This window comes from Neorhizobium lilium (genome assembly GCF_004053875.1).
GTDB lineage: Bacteria > Pseudomonadota > Alphaproteobacteria > Rhizobiales > Rhizobiaceae > Neorhizobium > Neorhizobium lilii.
Genome location: NZ_SBIP01000001.1, coordinates 201,030 through 216,041, shown reverse-complemented (window position 1 = coordinate 216,041; position 15,012 = coordinate 201,030). Strand labels below are relative to the sequence as shown.

Genomic DNA, 15,012 nt, shown 5'->3' with positions numbered 1-15,012 from the left:
TCGTTATGGTCCTAAGCCTTGCAGGTCTGCACGGCGCCTGGAAGCTTGCTCCAGTCGGCATACCAGCCGTTGAACAGCTTGAATTGCGCTTCCACATAGCCGCGCTGGCTGTCGGAAAGCGCATCGGTTTTGTTGAAGTGCAGTGCGTATTCCTGATCACCCTTCAGCACCATCATGTGCTTGAAATAGAGCACCAGATCCGGCCCCTCGTCGAAGGACGACAGGACGCCGAGCGCCTCTTCCAGTTCCTTGGCGCGGACGCGCGCGTCGGCATCGCCGGTTGCGGCAGCCTGGGCGAGATTGCACAGGTGCAGCACTTCCTTGGGAAGCACATTGCCGATGCCGGTGATGGCGCCGGTCGCACCGCAATTGACAAAGCCATGATAGACGGCGGTATCGACGCCGATCATCAGCGTCACGTCGTCGTCACGGCTGGTGATGTTTTCGGCCGCATAGCGGAGATCGTCCGGGCCGCCGAATTCCTTGAACCCGACCAGGTTCGCATGCTCAGCGCGCAGCGCGAAGAAGAGGTCGGCGCGGGTCGCAAAACCATAATATGGACTGTTGTAGATGACAGCCGGAAGATCCGGCGCGGCCGAGAGAATGGCCTTGAAATGGGCCTTCTGGGCTGCAATCACCGAACCACGCGAGAGAACCCGCGGAATGACCATCAGGCCTTGAGCACCAAACTTCTGGGCGTGGGCGGCAAGTGCGACGGCGGAGGCCGTGTTGATGGCTCCTGTGCCGACGATCACCGGCACGCCGGCCGCGACCAGTCGTTCCACGCCTTCCATGCGCTGTGCGTCGGTCAGCAGCGGCCAGTCGCCCATCGAGCCGCAATAGACGACGGCCGACATGCCAGCCGCGATCAGTTCCTTGCCCTTGCGCACAAGGCCATCAAAATCCGGGCTGCGGTCCGGCTTGCAGGGGGTCATCAGCGCTGGCACCACGCCGGAGAAAATTGTCGCCTTCATCTCAATGCTCCTTGATGGCAGCAACACCCGGCTGCCGTTCGCTTCTGCAACGACAATACAGCTTTCGAATTTCTTGTCGACAAAAAAAATACAAGACCTCTAGAGGTCGATGTCGATGTCTTCGTGCCGGGTCAGCAGGCGACCGATCTGCTCCACGATCTGCTCTCCGTGAACCTTGCCCAGCCGGTCGGCCGCTGCCACGTCGCGTGCCGTGATGGCAGCAATGATCTCCTCGTGTTCTTCCACGAAGCGTGCAGGCAGGCGGTCCTCGTAGGACTGGTAGTAAAGCCGAAGCATGCGGCGACCATCGTTCAGCAGCCTTTCGAAGAAGGCGCCGTAATAGGAGTTGCGCCCTGCCGCCGCGATGGCGGAATGGAAGGCAGCGTTGGTTGCAATCATCGCCAACGCATCCTGGCTTTCCACGGCTGCGCTGAATGCGACCTGCAGCTGGCGAATGGTCTCCAGATCCTCCGTTTTGTGATGCTGCGCCGCCAGCCGCGTCGTGACGCGGTACATCAGCACAAGCGCGTCGAAATAGGCGGGCATGTTGAGAAAATCGATGTTCGAGACCATGGTCGAGCGATTGGGCAGCGTCTCGATCAGGCCGTCACTCGCCAGCCGAACCAGCGCTTCGCGGATCGGTGTCCGGGACATGCCGAATCGGCTGGCCAGTTGCACCTCGTCGATGGCACTGCCCGGTGCAAGCTTCAGGTCCAGGATCTCGTCGCGCAAGAGGTCGTAGACCAGCTTGACGCCTGAGCCGCGCCTGCGCTCCGCCATTTGGCTCGGGTCGATGTCGGTCATTCTGTCCCTCTTTTGCTCAGGCAGCACTGGCTTACCCATCGTCCATTGCGCGTCAGCCTGCAAACGGTTTGGTCGATCGGGCGGATTTATTGGCCGTACTTGTCCTTCGTTGTGAAGTGCGTTTGGGGAGCGCCACTTGCGATTGACTCGCCTTCACCTGCTCGCTAATTCCTGATTACGCTTGTCATGTTCAGTGTCGAAAAAATTCGGCTGCAAGAAGTGTCGCAGGAATGAGAGCCGCATGAGTATCGAAGTTGGGGGCGTAAAGAAAGGCAGGCAGGGTATGAGCCGACGGCAGATGATGTCCGGCTTTTTCGCTGGTTGTCTTCTGCCCAATCCCTTCAGTACCGTCTCCGATGCGCAAGCGGCGGAAGGGGATCTGCGGTTCGAGCATGTCTATGGCGAGACGGTTCTGCGCCAACCGGCTAGCCGCGTCGTGTCTCTCGGCTACACGACGCAGGATGCGCTGCTGGCACTGGGTGTTGCCCCTCTCGCCGTGCGGCAATGGTTCGGCAATCAGACTTACGGCGTGTGGCCCTGGGGCCAGCCTCTCCTCGGCGACGCCAAGCCGCAGATGATCTCTGGAGAGGTGTCGATGGAAATTGTCGCCGGCCTCCAGCCCGACCTTATTGTCGGCGTCGGCTCTGGTATCTCCAGGGAAGAATATGAGGTTCTGTCGCAGATCGCGCCGGTCTTGATGCAGCCGCCGGGAGAAACTGCATTTGGCATGCGCTGGGACTCACTCACCCGGATGATCGGCCGCGCCGTCGGCAAAGCGGAGCTTGCCGAGCAAAGGGTCGCCGAAGTGAAGAGCGTGTTTGCCACCGCCCGCGCGCGTCATCCCGACTGGTCGGGACGCACCGCCATATGCGCCTATAATTTCGGCGGCGAAACCGGCGCCTATATCGGCACCGACACCCGCGCCACCTTCCTGACGGAGCTTGGATTGCAGCCGACGGAGAAGGTGAAGGAGCTTGGCGTGACGCAAGGCTTCTACGCGCGGCTGTCGCCGGAGGATCTATCGCCGCTGGATGCCGACGTGCTGATCTGGCTTTCCTCTTCCGATGCCGTACCGGACGTGGTCGCCCTGCCGCTCCGCAAGACGCTGCGCGCCCACCGGGAAGGCCGGGAGGTGGCAGCGGGAGAACTCATGACGGCAGCCCTGACCTTCGGCAGTGTGCTGTCGCTCCCCTTTACCCTGCAGCGATTGGAAAAGGAGATCGCGCTCGCCATGGACGGCGATCCCACGACCCCCGTTCCCTCCAGCATTGCCGCGGGGCTGGCACCTTGAAGCTCATCCTCGGCCTTGTTCTGCCGCTGGTTCTCGCCATGGCGCTGACCCTGCTTGTAGGAGTGCAGGATGCGGGCCTCGGTAATCTATGGAACGCGCTGTTTGTGTTCGATCCCGCAGATCCCGCCCAGGTGGTCATCCATTCGGTACGGCTGCCGCGCCTCGTCGCCGGGTGTATTGCCGGCGCCGGTCTCGGCATGGCCGGAACGATCATGCAGGCGGTGACGCGCAATCCGCTGGCCGATCCCGGCCTGCTCGGCGTAAATGCCGGCGCCGCCTTCGCGGTCGTCGTCGGCGCGCTTTTGTTGGGTTCCCCGGACAATGGCATGATAGCCGCCCTTACGTTTCCTGGCGCTGCGCTGGCCTCGGTAGCTGTCTTCCTCCTCGGCGGGGCGCGGACCGGGGCGGCAGGTCCAGTGCGGTTGACGCTTGCTGGCGTTGCGCTCAACGCGCTTCTGCTGTCGCTGATCTCGGCGGTCATTCTGGCCCGCAGCGAGGTCCTGGAGGTGTTCCGTTTCTGGGTGACCGGATCACTGGCGCAAGCCAATACACGGCCGCTCCTTGCCATGACCGGCACACTGGTCATTGGTACAGGCCTTGCGCTTCTGGCTGCGCCACGCATCGAAGCCTTGGCACTTGGTTCGGCGCTGGCGCGCGGGCTCGGAACCCGGCCTGCTCGGGTGCAGCTGGTGGCACTTGCTGCCATCACATTGATGACCGGCTCCGCCGTAGCCGTTGCGGGCCCGATTGCCTTTCTCGGGCTGATCGTGCCGCCGTTGTCGCGCCGCCTGTCCCGTCACCATCTTCGCAGGGAGATCTTCGTCTCCGCCGTGCTCGGCGCCACCATCATCCTGCTGGCGGATACGGTTGGCAGGCTGGTCGTTGCACCCGCCGAAATCCGGGTAGGGATCATGACCGCGCTCATCGGAGCACCCGCCTTCATTCTCGTGGTGCGACGCCTGAAACCCGGAGCCCTGACATGAGGGGTAGGCTTCTACTGCCGGTCATGCTGGTCACCGCCATTCTTCTGTCCTTGATGGTGGGCCAGGTGTTTGTCACGCCGGCAGACCTGTGGACCGGGCTATGGAAGGGCACGGGCTCCGGAGCATTGACCCTGCGCGTGCTGCGCGGGCCGGCTGCCTTTACTGCGGCAGGGGCAGGGGCCGTGCTTGGCGCCTCCGGTACGGTTTTCCAGGTCCTCCTTCGCAATCCGCTGGCAGCGCCTGACGTGATGGGCTTCATGTCGGGCGCGGGGCTCGCCGTCGTGACAGCCGTCGCATTCGGTATCCTGCTGCCGTTACCACTTTTGGCTGCCGCCGGCGGACTTCTTGCCGCTGTCGTTGTTGCCCTCCTGTCCTTTCGCGGTGCAGGCGTCCAGTCCTCGCTGACTTTGATCCTGGTCGGGATCGGCGTCGGCTTTTTCGCTGTCGCCGCCAGCAGTTTCCTGATCACGCGCATGCCGCCGCAGGAGGCCGCCGATGCACAGCGATGGCTTTCCGGCTCGCTGGCGGCCCGCTCCTGGTGGCATGTGCTACAGGTATGGGGTCTCGGATCTCTGCTTTTCCTGGTCCTGGCGCTGCAGGTTCGGACTATGGCGCTTCTTGAACTGGGGGATGAACTTGCGGCCGGCCTCGGCGCAAGGGTCGGCCGGGCGCGTTATGGCCTCATCGGCACGGGCGTTCTACTCGCAGCGACGGGCGTGGCGGTGGCCGGCCCTATCCCGTTCGTCGCGATGATGGCAGGTCCTCTCGGCATGCGTGTTGCCGGCGTCACGCAACCGGGCTCCCGGCTGGCGGTTGCCGCTGTGACCGGCGCCATAGTTACCATTCTGGCCGATGTCGTGGCGCGATCCGTCGTGCCGGGCCTGCAACTGCCCGTCGGCGTCATGACCGGCATCCTGGGCGCGCCCTATCTCTTGTGGCTGCTTATGAAGGAAGCGGAGGCGGGCGAACTGTGACCCATACCGGACTGGAGACGCAAAGCCTCACTCTGGCCTATCGAGACCGCACCGTCATCCGCGATCTTACGCTCCGAATACCTGACCGCTGCGTCACCTCCATCCTGGGTCCGAACGGCTGCGGGAAATCGACGCTTCTGAAGGCGCTGGCGCGGCTGATCCCTCCAAACGGCGGCCAGGTCCGCCTGGCGGGCGAGGAACTGAGCCGCATAGACACGCGTGCACTGGCCCGCCGGCTGGCTATCCTGCCGCAATCGCCCAAGGGACCGGAAGGCATCACCGTCGCCGATCTCGTGCGGCGCGGCCGCACACCCTGGCGCGGCTTTCTGGCGCCATGGAGCGACGAGGATGCGCGGGTCTGCCAACTGGCACTGGAACAGGTCGGGCTCGGAGATATGGCGGGTCGCTCGATCGACGAGCTTTCCGGCGGGCAGCGGCAGAGGGCCTGGATTGCCCTCGTGCTAGCGCAGGACACCCCCTATCTTCTTCTGGACGAGCCGACGACCTGGCTCGATCTTTCCCACCAGTTGGAGGTGCTGTCGCTGTTGCAGAAACGCAATCGCGATCACGGCACTACAGTTGTTACCGTTCTTCACGACCTCAATCTGGCTGCCCGCTTCTCCGATCACCTTATTCTGCTGGGACCGGCAGGCCTCGTCTCCGAGGGTACACCTGACGACGTGATGACGGAAAGCAATCTACAGTCCGCTTTTGGTTTGAAAGCGCTGGTGGTGCCTGATCCGGTGACTGGCCGTCCCATGGTCGTACCCCACTGATCACCATGCTACGCCGCAGTCGGTACGCGCCTTTTTGTCGGGTCGCGACCAGCGGTTGTTGCAGAGGCGAACATGTAAATTGGCATTGACAGGCGTGTCTTTAACCGCTGTATTAATCAGATGTCAGACCAATTCTCTACCTCGACAATGGTTGCCATTGCTCCCCTGCCGCCGATGAACCGGGCACGTCAGGTTACTGATGCCATGGCCGATTACGTCGAGGCTGCGGGGCTGCAGGCGGGAGATCAGCTTCCGACTGAGCGTGAGCTGACGACGGCATTGGGTGTGGGGCGTTCCACGATCCGCGAAGCCATCCGGCATTTCCAGGCACTCGGCGTGATCGAGACCCGCAAGGGAAGCGGCACCTATCTGCTGAAGCCGATCTCCAAGCGGACGCTGCATATGCCTCTTTCACTGGAGACAGCGAACCTGCGCGATGCGCTTCTGCTGACGCTGCAGGTGCGGCGCGGACTGGAATGCGAAGCCGGGATGGTGGCGGCGCAAATGCGGACCTCCGAGGATCTCGCGATCATCGAGGCACGGCTGGAAGAGATGGAGCGTGTGCATCTCGCCAAGGGGGCGTCCGGTCCGGAAGATCTTGCGTTTCACCTTGCCGTCTACGACGCGACGCACAATCCGCTGTTCGGACAGCTTCTGGAGCAGATGCGGGAGACCTTCGAACGCTTCTGGAGTCACCCCTTCGAGCGGTTCGACTTTGCCCGCCGCTCCTTTCCGTTTCACCGCACGCTGTTCGACGCCATCGCGGCGCAGGACGCGGAGGCCGCTCGGCTCGAAACACTGAAGATCCTCGCCATCGTCGAGGAAGATATCAAGGAAATGTCCCGATGACCGACGGTGCCGATCCATTCGATTTCGCCTCGCTGATAACCGCCCACGACGCGGGAAATTACGCGGACGCGGTGGTGCCACCGATTTTCCAGACCTCGCTTTTCACCTTCGCCGACTACGACGACATGATCGCATCCTATCGCGGCGAGAAGGTGCGGCCGATCTATACCCGCGGCCTCAACCCGACCGTGCGCATGTTCGAGGAGATGCTGGCGAGACTGGAAGGCGCAGAAGACGCGCTCGGCTTTGCGAGCGGCATGTCGGCCATCTCGTCCGCCGTTCTCAGCTTCGTGGAGCCGGGCGACCGCATCGTCGCGGTCCGCCACGTCTATCCGGATGCCTTCCGTCTGTTCGGCACCATTCTGAAGCGCATGAAGGTAGAAGTCACCTATGTCGATGGGCGCGACGAAGAGGCGATCGACAGGGCACTGCCGGGTGCCAAGGTGTTCTACATGGAAAGCCCGACGAGCTGGGTCATGGAAGCTCATGATGTCGGGGCTCTTGCGGCACTCGCACGCAAACACGGCGCGGTATCGATGATCGACAACAGCTGGGCGAGCCCCTTCTTTCAGCGGCCGATCACGCTCGGCGTCGATCTCGTCATCCACTCGGCGTCGAAATATCTTGGCGGCCATAGCGATGTGGTGGCGGGTGTCGTCGCCGGTTCCAAAGAGCTGATCGCGCGGTTGAAGGCGGAGGCGTACCCTTATCTCGGCGGCAAGCTGTCGCCTTTCGACGCCTGGCTGTTGATCCGCGGCCTGCGCACGCTGCCGCTGCGCATGAAGGCCCATGAGGCGGCCGCGCTGACGATTGCCCGCCGTTTGCAGGCACTCGATATCGTGGAGCAGGTCTGCCACCCCGGCCTTGCCAATCAGCTCCCGCCGGGCCTCAACGGCACGTCCGGGCTGTTCTCGTTCATCTTCCGCGAGGGCGTCGATATTCGCGCCTTTGCCGATCATCTCAAGCTTTTCAAGCTGGGCGTCAGCTGGGGCGGCCACGAAAGCCTGATCGTACCGGGCGAAGTGGTGCTGCAACAAAAAGCGCAGCCCAATTCCGCGCACACCTTCGGCATTCATGCGCGGTCAGTACGTCTCCACGTCGGCCTTGAGGGAACAGAGGCCCTGTGGAGCGATCTTCAGGAGGCGATCGCCGTCGCCATTTAGGTGCAACCAATAACAACTGGGAGACAGAGGGCATGAAAACAATAATCGCATCAGCCGTGTTTACGGCGCTGATGGCCAGCAGTGCGCTGGCCGATACGACACTGAAGTTGGTAGAGGTCATCACCAGCCCGGAGCGGACGGAAACGCTGAAATCGATTGTCGCCACGTTCGAAGCCGCCAATCCCGGTACCAAGGTGGAGATCATCTCGCTGCCTTGGAACGAGGCCTTCCAGAAGTTCGCCACAATGGTGTCGGCCGGCGATACGCCCGACGTGATGGAAATGCCGGATACCTGGCTCTCGCTCTACGCCAACAACAACATGCTGGAGAGCCTTGAACCTTATCTGGCCAAATGGGTCCAGACCAAGGAACTGACGCCGCGTGCGCTGGAACTTGGGCGCGACGTCAAGAAGACGGCTTATATGCTGCCCTACGGCTTCTATTTGCGAGCCATGTTCTACAACAAGAAGCTCTTGGCCGAGGCCGGCGTTTCGGCGCCGCCCAAGACCATGGACGAATTCACCAAGGCATCTGCGGCTGTCTCCAAGCTTCCAGGCAAATATGGCTACTGCATGCGCGGCGGCCCGGGCGGCTTGAACGGCTGGATGATCTTTGCGGCCTCAATGGCCGGCAACAACACATACTTCACGGAAGACGGCACCTCGACCATGAACAGTCCCGGCTGGCAAAAGGGCATCGAGTGGATGGTCGATCTCTACAAGAAGGGCTATGCGCCGAAGGACAGCGTCAACTGGGGCTTCAACGAAGTCGTGGCCGGCTTCTACTCCGGCACCTGCGCTTTTCTGGACCAGGACCCGGATGCCCTGATCGCCATTGCCGAGCGGATGAAGAAGGAAGACTTCGGCGTCATGCCGCTTCCGAAGGGTCCGGATGGCAAGTCTTATCCGACGATCGGCTATGCCGGCTGGTCGATGTTTGCGACCAGCAAGAGCAAGGACCTCTCCTGGAAGCTGATTGCCACCCTGGAAGGCAAGGAAGGCAATCTCGAATGGAACAAGAAGATCGGCGCCCTGCCGGCCTACACCTCCGCCGAGAAGGACCCCTTCTATGCTGGCGACCAGTTCAAGGGCTGGTTCGAGGAGCTGGCGGACCCGAACACCGTGCCGACCGTGATGCCGACCTATCTTGAAGAGTTTGCCTTCTTCAAGGATTCGCTCGCCATCAAGACCTCGCAGCAGGCGCTTCTCGGGGATCTTTCACCCAAGGAACTTGCGGATCAGTGGGCGGACTATCTGACGAAAGCACAGCAGAAGCACTTGAAGAAGTAAGCTCTGACGGAGCGGCTGCACTCGAGAGCTGCCGCTCCGGATGACCAAGACGGCGCAAAGCCGCAAAGGTGGGGAATAATCGATCCATGACCAATGCTGTCGGCACCATGAGGGGCCACCAGTCTAGGAAACCCTGGCTCAAGCGCCTGGCGAGTGCTTCGGAGCCCTGGCTCTACAGCGCGCCATCGTTGATCCTGATCGTCGCGGTCATGCTGGTGCCGCTGGTTGTGGGGATCTCCTACGCCTTCCGGGATATCCAGCTGCTCAACCCGTTCTCGGGCGGCTTTATCGGCCTGCAGCATTTTCGCGACCTTGCCAAGGACGCCGCCTTCTATACGGCGCTGAAGAATACGCTGTGGTGGACCGGGGCGTCGGTGGTGCTGCAATTCTTCTTCGGCCTGGTCTTGGCGCTGCTGCTCGACAAGCCGTTCTGGGGCAGGGGCATCGTGCAGGCGCTTGTATTCCTTCCGTGGGCAGTTCCGTCCTTCCTCGCCGGCCTCAACTGGGCGTGGCTGTTCAATCCGGTGATCGGCCCCATTCCGCACTGGCTGTTTGCGCTGGGGCTGATGGACCAGCCGGACAACATCCTGTCCGATCCTCATTATGCAATGTGGGGACCTATTGTCGCCAATGTCTGGTGGGGCATCCCGTTTTTCGCGATTACCCTGCTCGCCGCACTGCAGGCCATCCCGCGCGATCTTTATGAAGCTGCCTCCATCGATGGCGCCAACTGGTTCCAGCGGTTCTGGTCGATCACGCTTCCTTTTCTTGCGCCGACCATCGCCATTACGGTTCTGCTGCGCACCGTCTGGATCTCCAATTTCGCCGACCTCATTGTCGTCATGACCGGCGGCGGTCCGGCTGACCGCACGCAGATCGTGGCGAGCTACATCTTCACCCAGGCCTTCAAGCGGCTCGACTTCGGCTATGCCTCCGCAATCGCCCTGGTGCTGCTGGTCCTGTTGCTCGCCTATTCGATGCTTATCGTCCTGCTGCGGCAGACCCTGCTGAACAAGGACTGATGCCATGAAGCGATCTATCCTTCCCACTATTGCGCATCGTCTCGCTATCCTTTGCTATGTTGCGTTCGCGCTGTTCCCGCTGTTCTGGCTGCTGAAGGTCTCCGTCACGCCGAACGATCTGCTTTACTCGGAGGGCGTCAGGCTCTGGCCCTCCCGCACCACATGGGATCACTACGCCTTTGTGCTGCAGCACAGCGCCTTCCCGACCTTCTTCAAGAACAGCGTCATCGTCGCGACATCGACCGCCGTGGTCGTCACGGTCTGCGCGTCCCTGTCCGGCTATGCCCTCTCGCGCTTCAGCTTCCGGGCCAAGTACGTGATCATTGCGCTCATGCTGCTGACCCAGATGTTTCCGCTGGTCATGCTGGTCGCGCCGATCTTCAAGATCCTGTCGCCGCTCGGGCTCACCAACAGCCTGACGGGACTGGTGATCGTCTACACCGCCTTCAACGTGCCCTTTGCGACCTTCCTCATGCAGTCCTTCTTCGATGGCATCCCGAAGGACCTGGAAGAGGCGGCAATGATCGACGGCGCAACGAAATTCATCGCGTTCCGGCAGATCATCCTGCCGCTGACGCTGCCGGGGATTGCCGCGACGCTCGGTTTCGTCTTTACCGCCGCCTGGAGCGAGCTGCTGTTTGCCCTGATGCTGATCAACGGTAACGCTGCCGCTACCTTCCCGGTCGGGCTTCTCACCTTCGTGTCGAAGTTCTCCGTCGATTTCGGGCAGATGATGGCAGCCGGCATCATGGCTCTCATTCCGGCGGCGCTCTTCTTCCTCCTCATCCAGCGTTATCTCGTGCAGGGCCTGACGGCCGGCGCGGTCAAGGGATAGTCACATGGCCTCCATCCAGATCGAAAAGCTCGAAAAATCCTATGGCCATGTGTCGGTGCTTCACGGTGTCGATCTCAATATCGAGGACGGCGAATTCATCGTGCTGGTTGGGCCTTCCGGATGCGGCAAGTCAACCCTGCTGCGCATGATCGCCGGGCTCGAGGATGTCAGCCGCGGCGAGATCCGCATCGCCGGAAACCGGGTCAACGACTTGCATCCGAAGGATCGCGACATCGCAATGGTGTTCCAATCCTATGCGCTTTATCCGCATATGACGGTGGCGCAGAACATGAGCTACAGCCTGCGCCTACGCAAGATCGCCAAGGAGAAGATCGCCGCGGCAGTCTCGGCCGCGGCGTCCAAGCTCGGGCTCGATCCGCTTTTGGAAAGGCGGCCGAAGGCGCTTTCGGGTGGACAGCGGCAGCGCGTGGCAATGGGCCGGGCCATCGTGCGCCAGCCGAAGGCATTTCTGTTCGACGAGCCCTTGTCCAACCTTGACGCCCGCCTGCGCGAGCAGATGCGTGCCGAAATCAAGAAAATGCACGGCGACCTCAAGGCAACCTCAATCTACGTCACCCATGACCAGATCGAGGCTATGACCCTGGCGGACCGGATCGTCGCCATGCATGGCGGGGTGGTTCAGCAGGTGGGATCACCACTGGAGCTGTATGACCGCCCCGCCAACCTCTTCGTTGCGGGCTTCATCGGTTCGCCCGGCATGAACTTTCTGGCGGCAACCTATTCCGCGGGCTCCGTCATCCTGGCCAATGGGACACGGATCGCGCTGGAAACGGTTCCTGCCCTTGCGCCAGGGGAAAGCGTGACGTTGGGCATCAGGCCCGAGCATGTTGTCGTCGTGAACGACGGCAGCGGAATGCAGGCGACGGTGGAATTGGTGGAGCCGACCGGGTTCGGTATCATCCTGCATCTGTCGCTCCACGGCTTACCGTTCAAAGTGTTCACGCTGGACCGCGGAGCGCTGAATTATGGCAGCCAGATCAGCGTTCGCTTCCCGTCGCAGTATCTGCACCTGTTCGATTCGAGCGAGGAACGTGTCGCTTAACAGCAGGCTTTCCGGCGTCATCTAGGCGGCATGATATCCGCAGCGGCCTCGCGGATCGTGTGCATCAGGATCGACAACGGCCTGGACGAAACAGCATCGGCGCGGATCGTCAGGCCCACCGGCCCTCGCGTTTCGCTGGTGTCTATCGGCAGGGTTGCCAGCAGGCCATCTTCGATATCCGCCGCGACGACGCCCGCCGAGATGATCCATATGGCGTCACTGCTGCGCACGAAGGCACGTCCGAAAGCATCGGATACGGTTTCGATCTGCGTGGGCAGGCTGCTAATGCCGTTGGTGATCAGGAACTGTTCTACGGTAGGACGGATGATCGATCCGCGCGATGGCATCAGCACAGGATAGCTGCCGAAGCTTTCGAAAACAGAATGCCCAAGCGTCGTCAGCGGATGGCCTGAACGCACCACGCAGACCACCTGTTCCGAATAGAGATGCTCGAAGGAGAGGGCTGTCATCTTTTCCGGCGCCGCCAGGCGACCCACCACCAGATCGAGTTCGCCCAGCCTCAATTGCTCCATCAGCACGGCGTTTTCGCCGGTCACGATCTTGACACGGCTGCCAGTGCCGGCTGCGAGAAAGGCCGTCATCGCCTTCGGCATGATCCGCGTCGAGACGGTTGGAAGTGCGCCGATCCTGATCGGCGGACCGGCGTCGAACAGTTCCTGCGAGACGGAGTCGATACCTTGCCGCAAAGCGGTGAGCGCAGCGCCCGCATGGCGTAGGAAGACTTCGCCATAGCGCGTGATCCGAATACCGCGCCCGTCGCGTTCGAATACCGCGACGCCAAGCGCCTCCTCAAGTTCCCGGATCGTCTTGGTGACGGCAGGTTGGCTCACTCGCAGCGCCTCGGCCGCTCGCCCAATGCTTTTCTGGCGGGCGACTTCGACAAATGTATGCAGGTGTCGAAACTTGACGCGCGAGTCGATCAAAATCTATAACCTGTTGGTTAAGTGATCCGTACAAAATATCAATTTACCTAACCGGAAGCCAGTGGCATCTAGTAGTCAGGAGGAGGCGAAGATGCAGTTTGTACACATCAACGGCGTTGCCATTCATTATGATGCCTCCTATGCGGAGAGCGGCAGGCCGGCCATCGTCTTCATCAATTCGCTCGGAACGGACAGGCGAATCTGGCATCATGTTCTGCCAAAGCTTGCGGGTGACTTTACGTTGGTAACCTATGACAAGCGCGGACATGGCCTCTCCGATCTTGGGCAGCCACCCTATTCCATAGAGCTTCTGGCGCAGGATCTGGCGGCACTGATCGATCACCTCGAATTGTCGCAGGTGGTGCTTGTCGGTTTGTCGGTCGGCGGGTTGATTGCGCAAGGGCTTTATGACGCGCGTCCCGACCTGGTGAAGGCAATGGTTTTGTCTAACACGGCCCACAAGATCGGCACGGCCGAGTCATGGCAGAAGCGTATTGCCGCTGTAGAGCAAGGCGGGATCGCCAGTATTCTCGATTCGGTTATGGAACGTTGGTTCACGCCGCCCTTCCGGGTGCCGGAGAACGCCGCCTATCAAGGCTACTGCAACATGCTCGTGCGTCAGTCGGCGTCGGGGTATACGGGCACCTGTGCTGCCATTCGCGACGCGGATTTCACCCAGGCTGCGACACGGATCGCAGTGCCGGTTCTCTGTATTGCAGGAGAGCAGGACGGCTCGACCCCGCCCGAATTGGTAAAGTCCACGGCCGATCTCATACCGGGCGCCCGCTATGAGATCATCGAGAATGTGGCGCATATCCCTTGCGTCGAGGCCCCCGCCGTTCATGCCGCGCTGGTCCGCGGCTTTGTGGAACAACTGGACAAGGAATGACCATGGCAGACACGCCGCCCGCTTCGGCACGCTACACCGAGGGAATAGACACCCGCCGCGCGGTGCTGGGGGATGCTCATGTGGATCGCGCCCAGGCAAGCCAGACAGATTTCGACCGGCCCTTTCAGCAATTGATTACCGAGAGTGCCTGGGGCACGGTCTGGGCCGGGCAGGAATGGAGCAAGCGCGAGCGCTCGATGGTCACCATCGCGCTTCTGGCCGCGCTCGGTCATGACGATGAGGTGGCGATGCACATTCGCGCTACCGTCAATACCGGCGCAACCCGGGAGGACATTAGGGAAGCGCTCATGCACGTAGCTATCTATGCCGGCGTTCCAGCAGCCAATCACGCCTTCAAGATTGCCAAGGCGACCTATGCGGAGATGGAGGCGGCAAAGGCCGCGGGAGAGGACAATGAAGAACACCCTTCCTGAAACGACGCCCTTCTTTGCGCGGGACCGGGCCTGGCATCCGCCGGCCTTCACGCCTGGGTACAAGACTTCCGTACTGCGATCGCCTCAGCGTGCATTGATTTCCCTGGAGGGCACCAAGAGCGAGATCACTGGCCCCGTCTTCGGACATAATATCATCGGCGAGTTCGACAACGATCTGCTCATCAACTACGCCCAGCCCGGCGAGTCTGCGATCGGCGAACGCATCATGGTCTATGGCCGCGTGCTGGACGAACGGGGGCGCGGCGTGCCGGGCGCGCTGGTGGAATTCTGGCAGGCTAATGCCGGCGGGCGCTACCGCCACAAGAAAGAAACCTATCTTGCGCCACTCGACCCAAATTTTGGCGGATTCGGACGCACGATCACCGATGAGGAAGGCGGCTACTTCTTCCGCACCGTCAAGCCGGGACCTTATCCCTGGCCGAACGGCGTCAACGACTGGCGTCCCGCCCATATCCATTTTTCGGTCTTCGGCCACGGCTTTTCGCAGCGTCTGATCACCCAGATGTATTTCGAGGGCGATCCGATGATCTGGATCTGCCCTATCGTCAAGACTGTCCCGGATCAGGAGGCGATCAAGAGCCTGATCGCCGCGCTCGACATGAACGCCACCATTCCGCATGATCTGCGCGCCTACAAGTTCGACATCATCCTGCGCGGTCGCCGCTCGACGCTGTTCGAAAATCGGCTGGAGGGGAACTGAT

General features: G+C 61.5%; 16 protein-coding genes. 13 read left to right on the top strand and 3 right to left on the bottom strand.

What is annotated here, in order from left to right; all coding sequences use genetic code 11:
- Nucleotides 1-11 precede the first annotated feature (11 nt).
- Together EPK99_RS00980 and EPK99_RS00975 are read right to left on the bottom strand one after the other, a co-directional pair.
- On the bottom strand, nucleotides 12-974 hold the full coding sequence (locus tag EPK99_RS00980; RefSeq protein ID WP_128440773.1) for a dihydrodipicolinate synthase family protein: 963 nt from the start codon (nucleotides 972-974) through the stop codon (nucleotides 12-14).
- A gap of 99 nt (nucleotides 975-1,073) precedes the next feature.
- On the bottom strand, nucleotides 1,074-1,778 hold the full coding sequence (locus EPK99_RS00975; protein ID WP_128440772.1) for a GntR family transcriptional regulator: 705 nt from the start codon (nucleotides 1,776-1,778) through the stop codon (nucleotides 1,074-1,076).
- A 241-nt stretch (nucleotides 1,779-2,019) separates the two neighbouring features.
- On the opposite strand from EPK99_RS00975, the gene EPK99_RS00970 reads away from it, so the two are divergent.
- The 10 genes from EPK99_RS00970 (at nucleotide 2,020) to EPK99_RS00925 (ending at nucleotide 12,023) form a co-directional block, all read left to right on the top strand.
- Nucleotides 2,020-3,069 carry an ABC transporter substrate-binding protein gene (locus EPK99_RS00970; RefSeq protein WP_205909027.1) on the top strand — a complete coding sequence of 350 codons (1,050 nt, stop codon included), beginning with the start codon at nucleotides 2,020-2,022 and terminating at the stop codon, nucleotides 3,067-3,069.
- Nucleotides 3,066-4,052: a FecCD family ABC transporter permease gene (locus EPK99_RS00965; RefSeq protein ID WP_128440771.1), complete on the top strand. Its 987-nt coding sequence runs from the start codon at nucleotides 3,066-3,068 to the stop codon at nucleotides 4,050-4,052. The genes EPK99_RS00970 and EPK99_RS00965 overlap by 4 nt, the downstream gene beginning before the upstream one ends.
- Nucleotides 4,049-5,026, top strand: coding sequence for a FecCD family ABC transporter permease (locus EPK99_RS00960; RefSeq protein WP_128440770.1), 978 nt, complete (start codon nucleotides 4,049-4,051; stop codon nucleotides 5,024-5,026). The genes EPK99_RS00965 and EPK99_RS00960 overlap by 4 nt, the downstream gene beginning before the upstream one ends.
- Nucleotides 5,023-5,802 (top strand): ABC transporter ATP-binding protein, encoded by a 780-nt coding sequence (locus tag EPK99_RS00955; RefSeq protein WP_128440769.1) that lies wholly within the window; start codon nucleotides 5,023-5,025, stop codon nucleotides 5,800-5,802. Before EPK99_RS00960 ends, EPK99_RS00955 begins: the two co-directional genes overlap by 4 nt.
- Nucleotides 5,803-5,922: 120 nt before the next feature.
- Nucleotides 5,923-6,651 carry a FadR/GntR family transcriptional regulator gene (locus tag EPK99_RS00950; RefSeq protein WP_245455576.1) on the top strand — a complete coding sequence of 243 codons (729 nt, stop codon included), beginning with the start codon at nucleotides 5,923-5,925 and terminating at the stop codon, nucleotides 6,649-6,651.
- Nucleotides 6,648-7,814, top strand: a complete 1,167-nt coding sequence (locus EPK99_RS00945) for a PLP-dependent transferase (RefSeq protein ID WP_128440768.1) — start codon at nucleotides 6,648-6,650, stop codon at nucleotides 7,812-7,814. The genes EPK99_RS00950 and EPK99_RS00945 overlap by 4 nt, the downstream gene beginning before the upstream one ends.
- A gap of 32 nt (nucleotides 7,815-7,846) precedes the next feature.
- Nucleotides 7,847-9,103, top strand: a complete 1,257-nt coding sequence (locus EPK99_RS00940; RefSeq protein ID WP_128440767.1) for an ABC transporter substrate-binding protein — start codon at nucleotides 7,847-7,849, stop codon at nucleotides 9,101-9,103.
- Nucleotides 9,104-9,189: 86 nt separating this feature from the next.
- Nucleotides 9,190-10,125, top strand: a complete 936-nt coding sequence (locus EPK99_RS00935) for a carbohydrate ABC transporter permease (RefSeq protein WP_128440766.1) — start codon at nucleotides 9,190-9,192, stop codon at nucleotides 10,123-10,125.
- A 4-nt stretch (nucleotides 10,126-10,129) separates the two neighbouring features.
- Nucleotides 10,130-10,960: a carbohydrate ABC transporter permease gene (locus EPK99_RS00930; protein ID WP_128440765.1), complete on the top strand. Its 831-nt coding sequence runs from the start codon at nucleotides 10,130-10,132 to the stop codon at nucleotides 10,958-10,960.
- A gap of 4 nt (nucleotides 10,961-10,964) precedes the next feature.
- On the top strand, nucleotides 10,965-12,023 hold the full coding sequence (locus EPK99_RS00925; RefSeq protein ID WP_128440764.1) for an ABC transporter ATP-binding protein: 1,059 nt from the start codon (nucleotides 10,965-10,967) through the stop codon (nucleotides 12,021-12,023).
- A gap of 17 nt (nucleotides 12,024-12,040) precedes the next feature.
- On the opposite strand, the gene pcaQ is transcribed toward EPK99_RS00925, so the two are convergent.
- A complete protein-coding gene (gene pcaQ, locus EPK99_RS00920) occupies nucleotides 12,041-12,967 on the bottom strand; it encodes a pca operon transcription factor PcaQ (RefSeq protein ID WP_128440763.1) in 927 nt (308 codons plus the stop codon).
- Between the two features lie 91 nt (nucleotides 12,968-13,058).
- Between pcaQ and pcaD the strand changes: the two genes are divergently transcribed.
- Genes pcaD through pcaH form a run of 3 tightly spaced genes read left to right on the top strand, consistent with a single transcriptional unit; the run spans nucleotide 13,059 to nucleotide 15,011 of the window.
- Complete coding sequence (gene pcaD / locus EPK99_RS00915; RefSeq protein WP_128440762.1) at nucleotides 13,059-13,856, top strand: 3-oxoadipate enol-lactonase; 798 nt, start codon at nucleotides 13,059-13,061, stop codon at nucleotides 13,854-13,856.
- Nucleotides 13,857-13,858: 2 nt separating this feature from the next.
- On the top strand, nucleotides 13,859-14,290 hold the full coding sequence (gene pcaC, locus EPK99_RS00910) for a 4-carboxymuconolactone decarboxylase (RefSeq protein ID WP_128440761.1): 432 nt from the start codon (nucleotides 13,859-13,861) through the stop codon (nucleotides 14,288-14,290).
- On the top strand, nucleotides 14,271-15,011 hold the full coding sequence (pcaH, locus tag EPK99_RS00905; RefSeq protein WP_128440760.1) for a protocatechuate 3,4-dioxygenase subunit beta: 741 nt from the start codon (nucleotides 14,271-14,273) through the stop codon (nucleotides 15,009-15,011). Before pcaC ends, pcaH begins: the two co-directional genes overlap by 20 nt.
- Nucleotide 15,012 lies beyond the last annotated feature (1 nt).